Consider the following 15,394-nt stretch of genomic DNA (forward strand, 5'->3'; position numbering starts at 1 on the left):
ATGTTCGACGGTGGTTAGCTCATGGGTGGAACGTTGACTATTCGGCACACTTGATTGGTTGTCACTAGTACTGCTTCGGCGTGGAACGTGGTGATGGATCGAGTGGGTCGGGCACGTTGTTGGGTATCTGAGGGTACGGACTGTGGTCTGGACCTTCGCGATGCCGGCCCCGGTAAAGCACCAGATGGTGGTGTGTGACGGGTGGCTGGTCGTTGCTTGAGAACTGCACAGTGGACGCGAGCATCTGTGGCCAAGTTTTTAAGGGCGCACGGTGGATGCCTTGGCACCAGGAACCGATGAAGGACGTGGGAGGCCACGATAGGCCCCGGGGAGCTGTCAACCGAGCTTTGATCCGGGGGTGTCCGAATGGGGAAACCCGGCAGTCGTCATGGGCTGTCACCCGCTGCTGAACACATAGGCAGTGTGGAGGGAACGCGGGGAAGTGAAACATCTCAGTACCCGCAGGAAGAGAAAACAACCGTGATTCCGGGAGTAGTGGCGAGCGAAACCGGATGAGGCCAAACCAGTCACGTGTGATACCCGGCAGGGGTTGCGTGGTTGGGGTTGTGGGATCTCTTTTCTGCAGTCTGCCGGCTGTGGGACGAGTCAGAAACCGTTGATGTAGGCGAAGGACATGCGAAAGGTCCGGCGTAGAGGGTAAGACCCCCGTAGCTGAAACATCAGCGGCTCGTTTAAGAGACACCCAAGTAGCACGGGGCCCGAGAAATCCCGTGTGAATCTGGCGGGACCACCCGTTAAGCCTAAATATTCCCTGGTGACCGATAGCGGATAGTACCGTGAGGGAATGGTGAAAAGTACCGCGGGAGCGGAGTGAAATAGTACCTGAAACCGTGTGCCTACAAGCCGTGGGAGCGTCGCACAAGGACTTGTCCTTGTGTCGTGACTGCGTGCCTTTTGAAGAATGAGCCTGCGAGTTTGCGGTATGTTGCGAGGTTAACCCGTGTGGGGAAGCCGTAGCGAAAGCGAGTCCGAAGAGGGCGTTGAGTAGCGTGCCCAAGACCCGAAGCGGAGTGATCTAGCCATGGGCAGGTTGAAGCGGAGGTAAGACTTCGTGGAGGACCGAACCCACCAGGGTTGAAAACCTGGGGGATGACCTGTGGTTAGGGGTGAAAGGCCAATCAAACTCCGTGATAGCTGGTTCTCCCCGAAATGCATTTAGGTGCAGCGTCGTGTGTTTCTTGCCGGAGGTAGAGCACTGGATAGGCGATGGGCCCTACCGGGTTACTGACCTTAGCCAAACTCCGAATGCCGGTAAGTGAGAGCGCGGCAGTGAGACTGTGGGGGATAAGCTCCATGGTCGAGAGGGAAACAGCCCAGAGCATCGACTAAGGCCCCTAAGCGTGTGCTAAGTGGGAAAGGATGTGGAGTCGCAGAGACAACCAGGAGGTTGGCTTAGAAGCAGCCATCCTTGAAAGAGTGCGTAATAGCTCACTGGTCAAGTGATTCCGCGCCGACAATGTAGCGGGGCTCAAGCACACCGCCGAAGTCGTGTCATTGCCACAACAGCCCTAACGGGTGTGGTGATGGGTAGGGGAGCGTCGTGTGCCGGGTGAAGCAGCCGTGGAAACGAGTTGTGGACGGTTCACGAGTGAGAATGCAGGCATGAGTAGCGATACACACGTGGGAAACGTGTGCGCCGATTGACTAAGGGTTCCTGGGTCAAGCTGATCTGCCCAGGGTAAGTCGGGACCTAAGGCGAGGCCGACAGGCGTAGTCGATGGACAACCGGTTGATATTCCGGTACCCGCTTTGAAGCGCCAAACATCGAGCCCATTAATGCTAAGGCCGTGAAGCCGCCCTGATCTCTTCGGAGTTGAGGGGAGTGGTGGAGCCGCTGACCCAAGGTGGTAGTAGGTGAGTGATGGGGTGACGCAGGAAGGTAGTCCAGCCCGGGCGGTGGTTGTCCCGGGGTAAGGGTGTAGCCCGTCATCTAGGCAAATCCGGATGACATGTGGGTGAGACCTGATGCCGAGCCGATTGTGGTGAAGTGGATGATCCTATGCTGTCGAGAAAAGCCTCTAGCGAGTTTCATGGCGGCCCGTACCCTAAACCGACTCAGGTGGTCAGGTAGAGAATACCGAGGCGTTCGGGTGAACTATGGTTAAGGAACTCGGCAAAATGCCCCCGTAACTTCGGGAGAAGGGGGGCCATTGCTGGTGATCACTCTTGCAGTGTGAGCTGGTGGTGGCCGCAGAGACCAGCGAGAAGCGACTGTTTACTAAAAACACAGGTCCGTGCGAAGCCGTAAGGCGATGTATACGGACTGACGCCTGCCCGGTGCTGGAACGTTAAGGGGACCGGTTAGTCACATTTCGGTGTGGCGAAGCTGAGAACTTAAGCGCCAGTAAACGGCGGTGGTAACTATAACCATCCTAAGGTAGCGAAATTCCTTGTCGGGTAAGTTCCGACCTGCACGAATGGCGTAACGACTTCTCGACTGTCTCAACCATAGGCCCGGTGAAATTGCATTACGAGTAAAGATGCTCGTTTCGCGCAGCAGGACGGAAAGACCCCGGGACCTTTACTATAGCTTGATATTGGTGTTCGGTTCGGCTTGTGTAGGATAGGTGGGAGACTTTGAAGCAGCCACGCCAGTGGTTGTGGAGTCATTGTTGAAATACCACTCTGGTCGTGCTGGATGTCTAACCTGGGTCCGTGATCCGGATCAGGGACAGTGTCTGGTGGGTAGTTTAACTGGGGCGGTTGCCTCCTAAAGGGTAACGGAGGCGCCCAAAGGTTCCCTCAGCCTGGTTGGCAATCAGGTGTTGAGTGTAAGTGCACAAGGGAGCTTGACTGTGAGACTGACGGGTCGAGCAGGTACGAAAGTAGGGACTAGTGATCCGGCGGTGGCTTGTGGAAGCGCCGTCGCTCAACGGATAAAAGGTACCCCGGGGATAACAGGCTGATCTTCCCCAAGAGTCCATATCGACGGGATGGTTTGGCACCTCGATGTCGGCTCGTCGCATCCTGGGGCTGGAGTCGGTCCCAAGGGTTGGGCTGTTCGCCCATTAAAGCGGTACGCGAGCTGGGTTTAGAACGTCGTGAGACAGTTCGGTCCCTATCCGCTGTGCGCGTAGGAGTCTTGAGAAGGGCTGTCCCTAGTACGAGAGGACCGGGACGGACGAACCTCTGGTGTGCCAGTTGTCCTGCCAAGGGCATGGCTGGTTGGCTACGTTCGGAAAGGATAACCGCTGAAAGCATCTAAGCGGGAAGCCTGCTTCGAGATGAGGGCTCCCACCAACTTGATTGGTTAAGGCTCCCAGTAGACGACTGGGTTGATAGGCCAGATATGGAAGCCCGGTAACGGGTGGAGTTGACTGGTACTAATAGGCCGAGGGCTTGTCCTCAGTTGCTCGCGTCCACTGTGTAGGTTCTGAAGTAATGACCTGTGTCAATGTCCGGGTTGGTTAACTTCATAGTGTTTCGGTGGTCATTGCGTTAGGGAAACGCCCGGTTACATTCCGAACCCGGAAGCTAAGCCTTTCAGCGCCGATGGTACTGCAGGGGGGACCCTGTGGGAGAGTAGGACGCCGCCGAACAATTTTTCAGCTCCGGTCCCTGAACCTCTGGTTCAGGGACCGGAGCTTTTTTGCGTTTGTGGCCGCTCGGTACGCTCATGGGCATGCGCTATGGCTTGGTCATTTTCGATAACGATGGCGTCCTGGTGGACAGCGAGCCGATCTCCAATCGGATTCTTGCCGGGTACCTCACCGAATTGGGGCACCCGACCAGCTACGAAGATTCGCTGCGTGACTACATGGGCGGTGCGATGCACCGCATTCACGAGGGTGTGCTGGAGCGGTTCGGAAAGCCGTTGCCGGCCGAGTTCGACGAGGTCTTTTACGCACGGGTCTTCGCGGAGTTCCGCAGGAGTCTGGAGCCGGTGGTGGGAGTGGGTGAGGTGCTGGAGAAGCTGGCCGCGGACGGGGTGCCGTACTGCGTCGGGTCGTCGGGGAGCCATGAGCGGATTCGGGTGGCATTGACGAAGACCGGGCTGCTGGAGCGGTTCGAAGGGGCCAGCGGCGAGGGTGCCGGTGCGCGTATTTTCTCGTCGCAGGATGTGGGGCGGGGGAAGCCGGCGCCGGATCTCTTTCTGCATGCGGCACAGGAGATGGGGGTGGCGCCGGAGCGGTGTGCGGTGGTCGAGGACAGTCCGCTGGGAGTGCGGGCCGCGGTCGGCGCGGGGATGGATGTGTACGGCTTCACGGCGATGACGTCGGCGGAGAAGCTGACCGACGAGGGGGCCACCGCAGTGTTCGCCCATATGGCGGAGCTGCCGGCGCTGTTGCAGTAGGGGCGTCCCCATCGTCGTGCCGGAGACGCCGGGTGGAAGCGGTGCTGTGATCCATCTACCCAGTGGTAGGGGGGAGTTCTAGGCTGAGCGGCCATGACGGCCCCTCGGGTACCAGGAGCGCAGCTGCGGCACGGCCGGGTCGCGCTCGCCCTGAGCTTCTTCCTCCAGGGCACGGTCTTCGCCCTCCTCGTGACCCGAATACCCGCGATCCAGGACCGCTACGGGATCTCGGACGGCCTGCTGCCGGTGTTCCTGGCGGCGGTGCCCGTCCTCGCGGGGGTCGGCAGCGTCGTCACCGAGCAGCTGGTGCGGCGGGTGCGGCCGGGCCGGGTGCTGCGTGCGGTGCAGCCGGTGGTGTGTCTGGCGCTGGCGGCCGTCGGGTCGGTCGGCTCGATGGCCGGGGCGGCGGTGGCGCTGGCGGTGTTCGGGCTGGCGGTGGGCGCTCTGGACGCCTCGATGAACATGCTCGGGGTGAGCCTGCAGCGGGCGTACGGGCGGAGCATCATGTTCGGCTTCCACGCCGCGTACAGCCTGGGCGGCATCGTGGGCGCCTCGCTGGCCTGGGCGGGTGCGCACTGGGGGCTGTCGCTCGCGCTGCTGTACGGGCCGGTGGTGGCGGTCCTGGTGCCGTCTGCGCTGATCGTGGGCCGGTGGTTCGTGGACCGGGGCCGGGAGGCTCAGGGGGGAAGCGCAGAGGGGCCGGCGGGGGCCGTGGTGCCGCTCGCGATGCGGCTGTTGGTGCCGCTGTGTCTGGTGATGGCGTTCGCGTATATCGGGGACTCGACCGTCTCCAACTGGAGCGCCAAATATCTGCAGGACGTCCTGGGGAGCTCCGAGCAGCTGGCCACCGTTCCGTACAACGTCTACATGGTCACCACGCTCCTGGGGCGGGCGGTCGGTGACCTGGGGGTGCGGCGCTTCGGGGCGGTCGCGGTGGTGCGGACCGGGGCGGTGGTCGCGGCGGGCGGATTCGCGGTGGTGGCGGCGGCGCCGGGGGCCGGGGCCGGGATGGCGGGGTTCACGCTGCTGGGCCTCGGGCTGAGCGTGATCGTGCCGCAGACGTTCGCGGCGGCGGGGCGCTTCGCCTTCGAGAAGCACGGTCCGGAGGCCGCGGACAGGGCCGTCGCGCGGCTGAACGTCTTCAATTACGTGGGCTTCTTGATCGGCTCTCCGCTGGTCGGTGCGCTCGGTGATGCCTGGAGCTATCGGGGGGCGATGCTCGTACCGATGGCCCTGGTGCTGGTGACGCTGGTGTATGCCCGCTCGTTCGGGGCGCCGGAGGCCCGATACGGTGACGGGCATGAGCGGCCGCGCACAGCTGATGTGGGATGAGGCAGTAACGGGCTACGACTTCGGGTCCGGGCATCCGATGGACCCGGTCCGGCTCGCGCTGACCATGCGTTTGGTGGAGGCGTTCGAGCTGGACCGCGGGCCCCTGGAGGTGGTCGCGGCCAAGCCCGCCGGGGACTCCACCCTGCGGCTGGTACACCGTGAGGACTACATCGCCGCGGTCCGCAGCGCCTCGGCGGACCCGGCGGCCGCGGATCTGTCGTATGGACTGGGGACGGCGGACGATCCGGCGTTCCTGCGGATGCATGAGGCGTCCGCGCTGATCGCCGGGCAGTCGGTGGGCGCGGCGGAGGCCGTCTGGCGCGGCGACGCGGCGCATGCGGTGAACTTCGCCGGCGGGCTGCACCACGCCATGCCGGGCGGGGCGGCCGGTTTCTGCATCTACAACGACGCGGCGCTGGCGGTCGCCCGGCTGCTGGAGCTGGGTGCCGAACGCGTCGCGTATGTGGATGTGGACGTCCACCACGGCGACGGGGTGCAGGCGGCGTTCTGGGAGGACCCGCGGGTACTGACGATCTCGCTGCACGAGCATCCCCGTACGCTCTTCCCGCAGACCGGCTGGCCGGAGGAGACCGGCGGGGCGGGCGCGGAGGGCACCGCGGCGAATGTGGCGCTGCCGGCCGGGACCGGGGACGAGGGCTGGCTGCGGGCGTTCCACGCCGTGGTCCCGGAGCTGCTGGGGGCCTTCCGGCCGCAGGTGATCGTGACGCAGCACGGTGCGGACACCCACTTCGAGGATCCGCTGGCGCATCTCGCGGTGAGCCTGGACGCCCAGCGTGCGGTGGCGGAGACCTGTCACGAGCTGGCGCATGAGCACGCCGACGGCAAGTGGGTCGCGCTCGGCGGGGGCGGCTATGCGGTGGTGGACGTGGTGCCGCGCAGCTGGACGCATCTGGTCGCGATCGCGGCGGGGCGGCCGATCGAACCGACCTCGCCGGTGCCGGAGGCCTGGCGGCACGAAGTGTTCCGCCGGACACGGCAGTTGGCGCCGCACCGGATGACGGACGGCCGTACGCCCCAGTGGCGGGACTTCATCGACGACGGCTATGACCCGGCCGACCGGCTGGACCAGGCGGTGCTGGCGGCCCGTCGGGCGGTCTTCCCGGCCCATGGGCTGCTGCCGTAGGGCCCGGTCCTTTCCGAGGCCCCTGTAACGCTGTTACGGCGTCCCGGGGGCGGCCGTCGTCCCGTACAGCCGGATCCGTCGTCCGCCGCCCCACGGATGTGTGACTACCCGTCGGTCCGGGCACCCGAAGGCCGACCAACCGGACAGTATGGGCGGCGTGTTGGGAACCGGGGCGCTGCGGGCGCACCTGATCGAGGCGCGGCTCGCGGGGACGATCGCGACCGCGCGGGAGAAGAGCCTGGCGCGCTACCGGCTCTTCGCGGCGCGCGATCCCAGGGCGCTGCTGGGGCTGGACCCCGAACGGGACTGGCCGCTTGGTGAAGTACTGCGACTGATGGGGCGGAAGTGCGGGGTTTCGGCCGATCCGGCGCACACTTCCGGCCCGGATGTGATCGACCCCGACCGTACGGTCGTCGCGCTGGACGGATTCGCCGAGCGGCTCGCCGCGGCGGCCGCCCGCCGGGCGCCGGTGCTGATCGGCACCGGCCATCCGCACCGGCTGCTGGAGTTCTACGCCGCCCTCGCAGACGCTCTCTCGTCGGCGGGCTGCACCGTCCTCACCCCTGCGTATGGCGCCCGTGTCGACATAGCGACCCGGTTCGGGGTACGTCCCCGCACACTTGAGTACGTACGGGGAGTCGCGCTGATGCAAGAAACCGGCGTGCGGGGTGCACCCGGTGCCGGGGGCGTACACACCCATTCTCCGCTCCCGGTACGGACCGCTCTGGCGGCCGCGGCGGACGCTGCGGGGCCGCTGCCGGGGCTGGTGATCGGGGACCACGGATGGCTCTGCGGGGCAGGTCAGCTGGGCTTTGAGGCCATCGGGCTGGCGGACGCGGACGACCCGGCGCCGTTCGTCGGCCAGGCCGAGGGGCGGGTGTCCGTGGTGGTCCCGCTCGATGACGGCGTGCGGGCGGAGGACTATCGGCCGCTCGCCCGCTATGTACTTGATCGAGCGGATCTGTACCGATAGGCGGCAGTTCGCTGCTCCTCTTCCCCACTCGCATCACCCGCCCCTAATCTGGGGAGTGAGCGCATAGCGACGCGGAGTCACCGGAGGGGAAGCCGGTGTCCGTCTTATGCGGAAGGTGCAGGTGTGACATGGCGGCAGACCAGAGGCCTCTGAACGAGGTCGTGTTCCTGACAGTGGCGGAGGTCGCCACGGTGATGCGAGTGTCGAAGATGACCGTGTACCGCCTGGTGCACAGCGGTCATCTGCCCGCGATTCGCGTGGGGAGGTCATTCCGGGTTCCGGAGCAGGCGGTTCACGACTATCTCCGGGAGTCCTTTGTGGGGGTGGAATCAGCCTGACCGGACCCCGCCGACCCTCGGATTACGCCGTTCGCCCGGCGCCGGGTAGGCTGGCCCGATGTAGGTAGTGTGGGCTCGGACGCCCCGCACCGAGTGATTCGAAGTGAGCGAGGGTAGTCGTGGGCTCTGTTATCAAGAAGCGGCGCAAGCGGATGGCGAAGAAGAAGCACCGCAAGCTGCTCAAGCGCACCCGTGTTCAGCGTCGCAACAAGAAGTAAGCGACGCTGATCGCGAATTCGCAGCCCCTCATCGCCTTGGTGCGATGGGGGGCTGCGGTGCGTTGTGGGCCGTATGGACGGTGGTCGGACCGAAATGTGCCCGCGGGCATCCTGCGGTCATCAGCACGCAACACCGACCCGATAGCGTGGCCTGCACAGCTCGGCTAGGCATGGTCGCGGCGGGAAGGAAGGGCTGATCTTGGGCAAGGTCGTGCTCGTTACGGGAGCCGCACGGCAATTGGGCGGCCGGTTCGTCCGTCGCATCCAGCGCGATCCCGACGTCGACCGGGTGATCGGGGTCGATGCCGTGGCACCGGAGCACCATCTGGGCGGCGCTGAATTCCTCAAAGCCGATATCCGGCATCCGGCCATTGCCCGGGTCCTGGCCGAGAAGGGCGTCGACACCGTCGTCCATATGGATATCAACGGCACGCCGTTGGGCAAGCGCGGTGGCCGCGCCTCGGTGAAGGAAACCAATGTCATCGGGACGATGCAGCTGCTCGGCGCCTGCCAGAAGGCCCCGAATGTGCAGCGGCTGGTCATCAAGTCCAGCACCAGCGTCTACGGCTCCGCGCCCCGGGACCCCGCCGTCTTCACCGAGACCACCACACCGAAGTCGCTGCCCAGTGGCGGCTTCGCCAAGGACATCGTCGAGGTCGAGGGCTACGTACGCGGCTTCGCCCGGCGCCGGCCGGATGTGGCGGTGTGTGTGCTGCGCTTCGCCAACATCCTCGGGCCGTGCGCGGATTCCCCGCTCGCCGAGTACTTCTCGCTGCCCGTATGGCCCACCGTGCTCGGCTACGACCCACGACTGCAGTTCGTCCATGAGGACGACGCCCTCGCGGTGCTGCGGATCGCCGCCGCCGCGCCACGCCGCGGCACGCTCAACAGCGGCACGTTCAATATCGCCGGAGACGGTGTGCTGCTGCTGTCGCAGACCTCCCGGCGGCTGGGGCGGCCCACCGTCCCGCTGCTGCTGCCGACCGTCACCTGGGCCGGTACGGCGCTGCGGTCCGTCGGCATCACGGACTTCTCGCCGGAGCAGATCCGGCTGCTCACGCACGGCAGGGTCGTCGAGACGACACAGATGCGCGAGACACTGGGATTCCAGCCGAAGTACACGACGGCGGAGACCTTCGCGGAATTCGCCCGCAGTCGCGGACCCGGGCTGCTGCCGCCCGAGTCCCTCGCCCGCACCGTCGACCGGCTCGCCGGCGTGCTGTCCGCACGCGGCGGCCCGACCCAGTGAGGAGTTCATCCACGATGGCGGACGCCAAGGTCATTCCCTTCGGCGAGGAGCCCCGGGCGCGCAGGAAGGCCAGGCGGACCGGGCGCGCGGGACGCGGTGCGGCGCTGGCACCCGTACCGGAGGCACGGACCGAGCATCCGCCGGCGGCGACCCCGCGGCCGAACCCCGGGCGGTCCCTGGACGAGCGGATCGCGGGCGGGCTGGCCTTTCTGCGGCGGCGGATCACCGGCGACTACGAGGTCGATGACTTCGGGTACGACGAGGAGCTGACCGACCAGGTCCTGATGTCGCTGCTGCGGCCCTTCTACGAGAAGTACTTCCGGGTCGAGGTGAAGGGGATCGAGAACATCCCCTCCGACGGCGGTGCGCTGATCGTCGCCAACCACTCCGGGACGCTGCCGCTGGACGGTCTGATGCTCCAGGTCGGGGTGCACGACAATCACCCGGCACAGCGTCACCTCCGGCTGCTGGCGGCCGATTTGGTGTTCGTCCTGCCGGTGATAAACGAGCTCGCACGCAAGGCCGGGCACACCCTCGCCTGCGCGGAGGACGCCCAGCGGCTGCTGGAGCGCGGCGAGATCGTCGGGGTGATGCCGGAGGGCTTCAAGGGCATCGGCAAGCCCTTCGCGGACCGCTACAAGCTCCAGCGCTTCGGGCGGGGCGGCTTCGTCTCGACGGCGCTGAAGGCCGGGGCGCCGATCGTGCCGTGCTCGATCGTGGGCGCGGAGGAGATCTACCCGATGATCGGGAACGCCAAGACGCTGGCGCGGGTGCTGGGGCTGCCGTATTTCCCGGTCACGCCGACCTTCCCGTGGCTGGGGCCGCTGGGCGCGGTGCCGCTGCCGACGAAGTGGACGATCCAGTTCGGCGAGCCGATCCCGACGGTCGGCTATCCGCCGGAGGCGGCGGACGATCCGATGCTGATGTTCAACCTGACCGATCAGGTACGGGAGACGATCCAGCACACCCTCTACAAGCTGCTGGTACAGCGACGCTCGGTGTTCTTCTGAGGGAAGGACCAGAAGAACACCGAGCGGGCCGGGACCGTTCCGCTATTTCGGGAGATCCTCGCCGTCGATGCCCAGGCCGGGCAGCAGCCCCGGGATCAGCGGCGGGAGCGTGACATCGGGCCGGCCACCGGTGTCCTTGCGGCCGCCGTGGCCACGGTCGTGCGGCGACGGGCTGGTGCCCTTGGACGGCGGGTCGAGCAGCCCGCCCGTATTGCCGCCGAGCAGGCCGTCCTCCTGGGAGGGCGAGGCCGACGGGCGCGGGGCGTGTGAGCGCTCGTGGTGCTTGCCGTGCGCGGACTTGCTGCCGGACGGCGCCGGGCGGCTGTCGGAGCCGGAGCCGGTGCCCTCGGAGGCGGGCGTGTCGCGGCGGTGGCGGGGGCCGTCCGGGGTGGGCGGCAGCAGCGAGCGGAGCGGGCCCACCTCCTTGTCCATGGCGTCGAAGACCGAACTGACCTCGTCGCGGACGTCCGTGAGCTGCACCGGGAGCTTCTCGCGCAGATGCGACCAGGTGCCGCGATGGGACTTGGTGAAGGAGTTCAGCGCCTGGATGGGGCCGAGCGAGCCATCGCGCTCATACGCCGCGTGCAGCAGGCGGTGGCCCTCGCCCGCGTCGTGCCGGATCCCGGAGAGCGCCTTGCGGATCTCGCCGAGCGACTCATGGTCGAGGTCGGCGAGCCGGGCGCGCTCCATCAGCCGGCGGACCTCCATCATGCGGGTGGAGGCCTGGTCGAGAAAGAGCTGGCCGCGGTCGGAATCATCGTTGGCCATACCGAGCCGGAGGTCCTCCATGCCGCGCTTGAGGCCGTAGAGGGAGTCGCCGGGGAGGGCGTCGGAGCTGGCCGCGGCGACACCGCTGAACGCGCCGGCGGCGACACCGACCGTCAGCCCGCCGGCCGCCAGCCCCTTGGAGAGGCGGGAGCGGGGGCGCAGTCGGCCCATCGATTTCGTGGCGCGGTGCGCGCCCCTGTGTTCGCGCTGCTCGGGCACCCGGACACCGTCGGACGGAGCGCCTTCGGCGAAGGCGGCCTCCATCGCGGCGATGAGCTGGGCGCGCTGGACAGTCTTGACCTCGGTGGCCATCTCGGGCCCCGGGAGTTTCCCGAGGCCGTCGGCGACCGCCAACAGCCGTGCTTCGCCCGGCGCTTGCGCCGGATTGTCGACCTGGTCCTCGGCCGCCGCACCCTTGAGGACCTGCTCCTCCAGGGCCTGGGCGAAGGCGTTGGCCCGCCGGTGCACCGAGACATTTGCGATCACGGGCGGCACCTCCTCTCGTCATCCCGCTCGACTCCCCGGACTGGCTTTGACTGTCCAGATGGACCGGATGGTTGCACGCCCTGCTCCGCGGCCACTCGATCGAGTGAGAGGCAGCGGGCATGGCATGACCGCATGGAGCCTGCATCCCGCACAACGAGCGGCGCGGCACTCGGGTTACGCACTCACGATGATCTGACCGACCGGGTACGAGTGATCACCAAGAGTGAGCGAATAGTGGCGTGGAACGGGCGTCGGCACATGTGGATGGGGGTGGGTCGGCGGGTCAGCGGGCGTCTTCGGGGAGCAGCCGCGCGAGGGTCCGGACCGCGCGGTACTGGAGGGTCTTGATCGCGCCCTCGTTCTTGCCCATGACGCGGGCGGTCTCGGCGACCGAGAGGCCCTGCAGGAAGCGCAGCGTGACGCACTCCTGCTGCTGGGGGTTGAGCTTGCGTACCGCCTCCAGGAGGGCGGCGTTGGAGAGGGACTCCAGGACCGAGTCCTCGGGACTGCGCTCGACCTCGTTGGCGTCGAGCATCTCTCCAGTGGTGACTTCCAGGCGGAAGCGGGAGGACTTGAAGTGGTCGGCGACGAGGTTGCGGGCGATGGTCACCAGCCAGGCGCCGAAGTCACGGCCCTGCCAGGTGAACGTGCCGATGCGGCGCAGGGCGCGCAGAAAGGTCTCGCTGGTCAGGTCCTCGGCCGTGGCCCGGCCGCCGACGCGGTAGTAGATGTAGCGGTAGACCGTGTCGGCGTACTGGTCGTAGAGGCGGCCGAAGGCTTCGGCCTCGCCGGCCTGGGCTCGTTCGACGAGGTCCATCATGCGACGACTGTCGCTGTCGGCGGGGCGACGGGCGGTGGTCGTGCCGGTGCCGGAGCGGCGGGTTCTGCCGGCGGCCTTTCCGACCGCAGCACTCCCGTCGGCCAGGGCGTAGCAGGGTCCGGCAGCGGGGACGGCTGAGGCGAATGCGGGGACGGCGTACGCGGTGGGGACAAAACTGCGCAGGTGGTCGACGAGTGTCGTACGCAGCGTAGCCAGGCCCGAGGCGTCAACCCCGACGTGTGGGTACACGGGACTCCCAGAGGCAGAGCTTCCATCACGTGCAGTGCGGGACCGTTCACTCGTCGTAGGGACGTGTGGGTTCCGGATTGCGTCTGAGGAGAATAACGCTTCGTACAGGCAGCGCTACACCCAGTTGCTCAAATCATCGATTACTTACGGTCCGTGCCGGGTTCGTGGCAGATCAAGTATCGAATACTGAGCAACTATTGATCGGAAGGGAACGCAATCTGCCTGGTTGGAAGGCGTGTTGTGGCTGACCGGCAGCAGCGGGACTGAGGGGACGGCGGAGGGGGTAGGGAGAGGGGATGGCCGTCCGGTCAGATCGGTGATCAGACCTGGTCAGCGGCGTCGGCGCTGGAGTGCGACCGCGGCCGCGGCGCCGCCTGCGAGCGCGCCGACCCCGGCCGCCGCGGGGATGCCGATCTTGGCCGCCTTCCGGCCGGTCCGGTAGTCGCGCAGCCGCCAGCCCTGTTCACGGGCGTGCTTACGCAGCCGGCTGTCGGGATTGATCGCATACGGGTGCCCGACGAGCGAGAGCATCGGAATGTCGTTGGCGGAGTCGCTGTAGGCGGCGCAGTGCGACAGGTCCAGGCCCTCGCCCGCGGCCAGCGCGCGGACGGCCTCGGCCTTGGCCGGGCCGTGCAGCGGCTCGCCGACCAGCTTGCCCGTATAGACACCGCCGACGGATTCGGCGACGGTGCCCAGCGCGCCGGTCAGGCCGAGGCGGCGGGCGATGATCGTCGCGGTCTCGACGGGGGCCGCGGTGACCAGCCAGACCTTCTGGCCGGCGTCGAGGTGGGCCTGGGCCAGGGCGCGGGTGCCGGGCCAGACCCGTTCGGCCATGTACTCGTCGTAGATCTCCTCGCCGATGGACATCAGCTCGGCGACGCGGTGGCCCTGGACGATGGACAGTGCGCTGTTGCGGACGTCCGCCATGTGCTCGGGGTTCTCCGAGCCGGCCAGCCGGAAGTAGATCTGCTGCCAGGCGAAGCGGGCCAGATCGCGTTTGTGGAAGAAATGCCGCTTATACAGGCCGCGACCGAAGTGGTAGAGCGCGGCGCCCTGCATGACGGTGTTGTCCAGGTCGAAGAACGCGGCGGCAGCCGTGTCCCCGACGACCGGGAACTCGGGCTCCGCCGGTGCCTCCTCAACGGGCGGCGCTTCCTGGGAGGACTTACGGGCGGCCTCGGCCGCGGCCTCGCCGGCCAGCACGCTGCGGGCCGTGGCGGGGCGTCGGCGGCGAGGGATCCAGCCCAGGTCGAAGAGCGCCCCGGAGGGCATCCAGCCGGATCGGCGAGCGGGCGACATGCCGACAGCGTAGCCAGTTTGTTCGGTGCAGCCGGTTACGGGCGCGTGTCAGTGAGGGCGGGAGAGGGCGAAGGGCGCATTACGGCCAGCTCTGCGGGGGCTTGGTTGGGGCTTGGCGGGGCCTTAGGGGGTGGGCGAACACTTCCCGTAGGGGAGCGGGAGGCCCCTTCGCGCCACAACGTGGCGGGGGGAGGCGGTATTCCCGGGAGGGGGTAAGCCGGGGCGGGTCGGCGGGTCAGCGGGCCGGGGCGGTGCCGGGCTCGGGCGTGGGGTGCCGGGTTAGGGCTCAGGCGCGAGTTGGTGGGCCGGGCGGGTCGGGGCTCAGGCGTGGTGGGTCGGGCGGGTCGGTGGGGCGGGCTCGGGCGACCAGGGGCGTACGGCTCGGGCGGCCAGGAGCTACGGCATGTGCGGCCAGGGGGCTCCTCAGGTGCGGAGGGCCGTTCGGCTCGGGGGCTTTCAGGGGCGGGCGGCCAGGGCGTACGGCTCGGGTGGGCCGCCAGGGGCGTGCCGCTCAGGTGCCGAGGGCCGGACGGGTCACGCGACCGGCGCCGTACGACGCGGGCGGTCGGTGCTGTAGGGCTCGGGGGCGGCCAGGGGGGTACGGCTCGGGCGGTCGGCGCCGCCAGGGGGTCCCACTCAGGTGCCGAGGGCCGTTCGGCTCGCGTGACCAGCACTGCACGGCTCAGGCGTTCAGGGGCGTACGGCTCGGGTGGCCAAGGTGTACGGCTCGGGTGGCCGCGGCCAGGGCCGTACAGCGCTCACGTGGCCAGGGGCGTACAGCTCACGTGACCAGGGGCGTCCCTCTCAAGCGCCCAGTGCCCTGCGCAGCCGTTTTGGGTCGACGCGCCAGAAGTCGTGTTGGGCGCCGTCGACGAGGATGACTGGAATTTGTTCCCAGTACTTGTGGTGGAGGGCGGGGTCCTGGGTGATGTCTTTTCGTTCCCAGGACGCGCCGGTTTCGGCGCAGATCTGCTCGATCACGGTTTGGGCGTCGTCGCAGAGATGGCAGCCGGGCTTGCCGATGAGGGTGACCAGCCGGTCGGCGGGGCTTTTGCGGGGGCTGCGGCTGAACAAGGGGGCCATGGAGTCATTGTGCCGGGTCACGGCGGTGCCCGTTCCGGGTCGGTTCGACTACCATCGTTGGGCGATTTATCGGTTTCCGGGGGTATAGCGGTGAGGAGTGAGGGCGCGTG

The 15,394-nt window shown here is 67.2% G+C and carries 12 protein-coding genes and 2 rRNA genes; 10 read left to right on the forward strand and 4 right to left on the reverse strand.

The features are described 5' to 3' along the window. Positions 1 to 248 precede the first annotated feature (248 nt). The 10 genes from STRTU_RS19160 to STRTU_RS19205 all read left to right on the forward strand — a co-directional run bounded on the left by STRTU_RS19160 (position 249) and on the right by STRTU_RS19205 (position 10,579). Positions 249 to 3,368: ribosomal RNA gene (locus STRTU_RS19160) — 23S ribosomal RNA — on the forward strand. 75 nt (positions 3,369 to 3,443) lie between these two features. Beyond that, positions 3,444 to 3,560, forward strand: a 5S ribosomal RNA gene (gene rrf / locus STRTU_RS19165). Between the two features lie 83 nt (positions 3,561 to 3,643). Beyond that, positions 3,644 to 4,315 (forward strand): HAD family hydrolase, encoded by a 672-nt coding sequence (locus tag STRTU_RS19170; protein ID WP_159744748.1) that lies wholly within the window; start codon positions 3,644 to 3,646, stop codon positions 4,313 to 4,315. 93 nt (positions 4,316 to 4,408) lie between these two features. Beyond that, positions 4,409 to 5,647, forward strand: a complete 1,239-nt coding sequence (locus tag STRTU_RS19175) for an MFS transporter (protein ID WP_159744749.1) — start codon at positions 4,409 to 4,411, stop codon at positions 5,645 to 5,647. Continuing rightward, a complete protein-coding gene (locus STRTU_RS19180) occupies positions 5,616 to 6,791 on the forward strand; it encodes an acetoin utilization protein AcuC (protein WP_159744750.1) in 1,176 nt (391 codons plus the stop codon). Before STRTU_RS19175 ends, STRTU_RS19180 begins: the two co-directional genes overlap by 32 nt. Positions 6,792 to 6,948: 157 nt before the next feature. Beyond that, entirely contained in the window at positions 6,949 to 7,764 is an 816-nt protein-coding gene (locus STRTU_RS19185; protein WP_159744751.1) for a phosphatase, read from the forward strand. A 128-nt stretch (positions 7,765 to 7,892) separates the two neighbouring features. Continuing rightward, entirely contained in the window at positions 7,893 to 8,102 is a 210-nt protein-coding gene (locus STRTU_RS19190) for a helix-turn-helix domain-containing protein (protein WP_006604741.1), read from the forward strand. 119 nt (positions 8,103 to 8,221) lie between these two features. Beyond that, the gene (locus STRTU_RS19195; protein ID WP_003948845.1) at positions 8,222 to 8,320 is read left to right on the forward strand and encodes a 30S ribosomal protein bS22; all 99 of its coding nucleotides are present in this window, start codon (positions 8,222 to 8,224) and stop codon (positions 8,318 to 8,320) included. Positions 8,321 to 8,519: 199 nt separating this feature from the next. After that, positions 8,520 to 9,569, forward strand: a complete 1,050-nt coding sequence (locus STRTU_RS19200) for an NAD-dependent epimerase/dehydratase family protein (protein ID WP_159744752.1) — start codon at positions 8,520 to 8,522, stop codon at positions 9,567 to 9,569. 14 nt (positions 9,570 to 9,583) lie between these two features. Beyond that, positions 9,584 to 10,579, forward strand: coding sequence for a lysophospholipid acyltransferase family protein (locus STRTU_RS19205; RefSeq protein WP_159744753.1), 996 nt, complete (start codon positions 9,584 to 9,586; stop codon positions 10,577 to 10,579). A gap of 42 nt (positions 10,580 to 10,621) precedes the next feature. On the opposite strand, the gene STRTU_RS19210 is transcribed toward STRTU_RS19205, so the two are convergent. The 4 genes from STRTU_RS19210 to STRTU_RS19225 all read right to left on the reverse strand — a co-directional run bounded on the left by STRTU_RS19210 (position 10,622) and on the right by STRTU_RS19225 (position 15,284). Next, on the reverse strand, positions 10,622 to 11,833 hold the full coding sequence (locus STRTU_RS19210) for a DUF5667 domain-containing protein (RefSeq protein WP_269777375.1): 1,212 nt from the start codon (positions 11,831 to 11,833) through the stop codon (positions 10,622 to 10,624). 283 nt (positions 11,834 to 12,116) lie between these two features. Beyond that, entirely contained in the window at positions 12,117 to 12,902 is a 786-nt protein-coding gene (locus tag STRTU_RS19215; protein ID WP_006604745.1) for an ECF subfamily RNA polymerase sigma factor, BldN family, read from the reverse strand. Between the two features lie 330 nt (positions 12,903 to 13,232). Next, positions 13,233 to 14,174 carry an HAD family hydrolase gene (locus STRTU_RS19220; RefSeq protein WP_159747072.1) on the reverse strand — a complete coding sequence of 314 codons (942 nt, stop codon included), beginning with the start codon at positions 14,172 to 14,174 and terminating at the stop codon, positions 13,233 to 13,235. 831 nt (positions 14,175 to 15,005) lie between these two features. Further along, positions 15,006 to 15,284: a glutaredoxin family protein gene (locus STRTU_RS19225; RefSeq protein ID WP_159744754.1), complete on the reverse strand. Its 279-nt coding sequence runs from the start codon at positions 15,282 to 15,284 to the stop codon at positions 15,006 to 15,008. Between the last annotated feature and the right edge of the window lie 110 nt (positions 15,285 to 15,394).

This window comes from Streptomyces tubercidicus (assembly GCF_027497495.1).
Classification (GTDB): Bacteria; Actinomycetota; Actinomycetes; order Streptomycetales; family Streptomycetaceae; genus Streptomyces; species Streptomyces tubercidicus.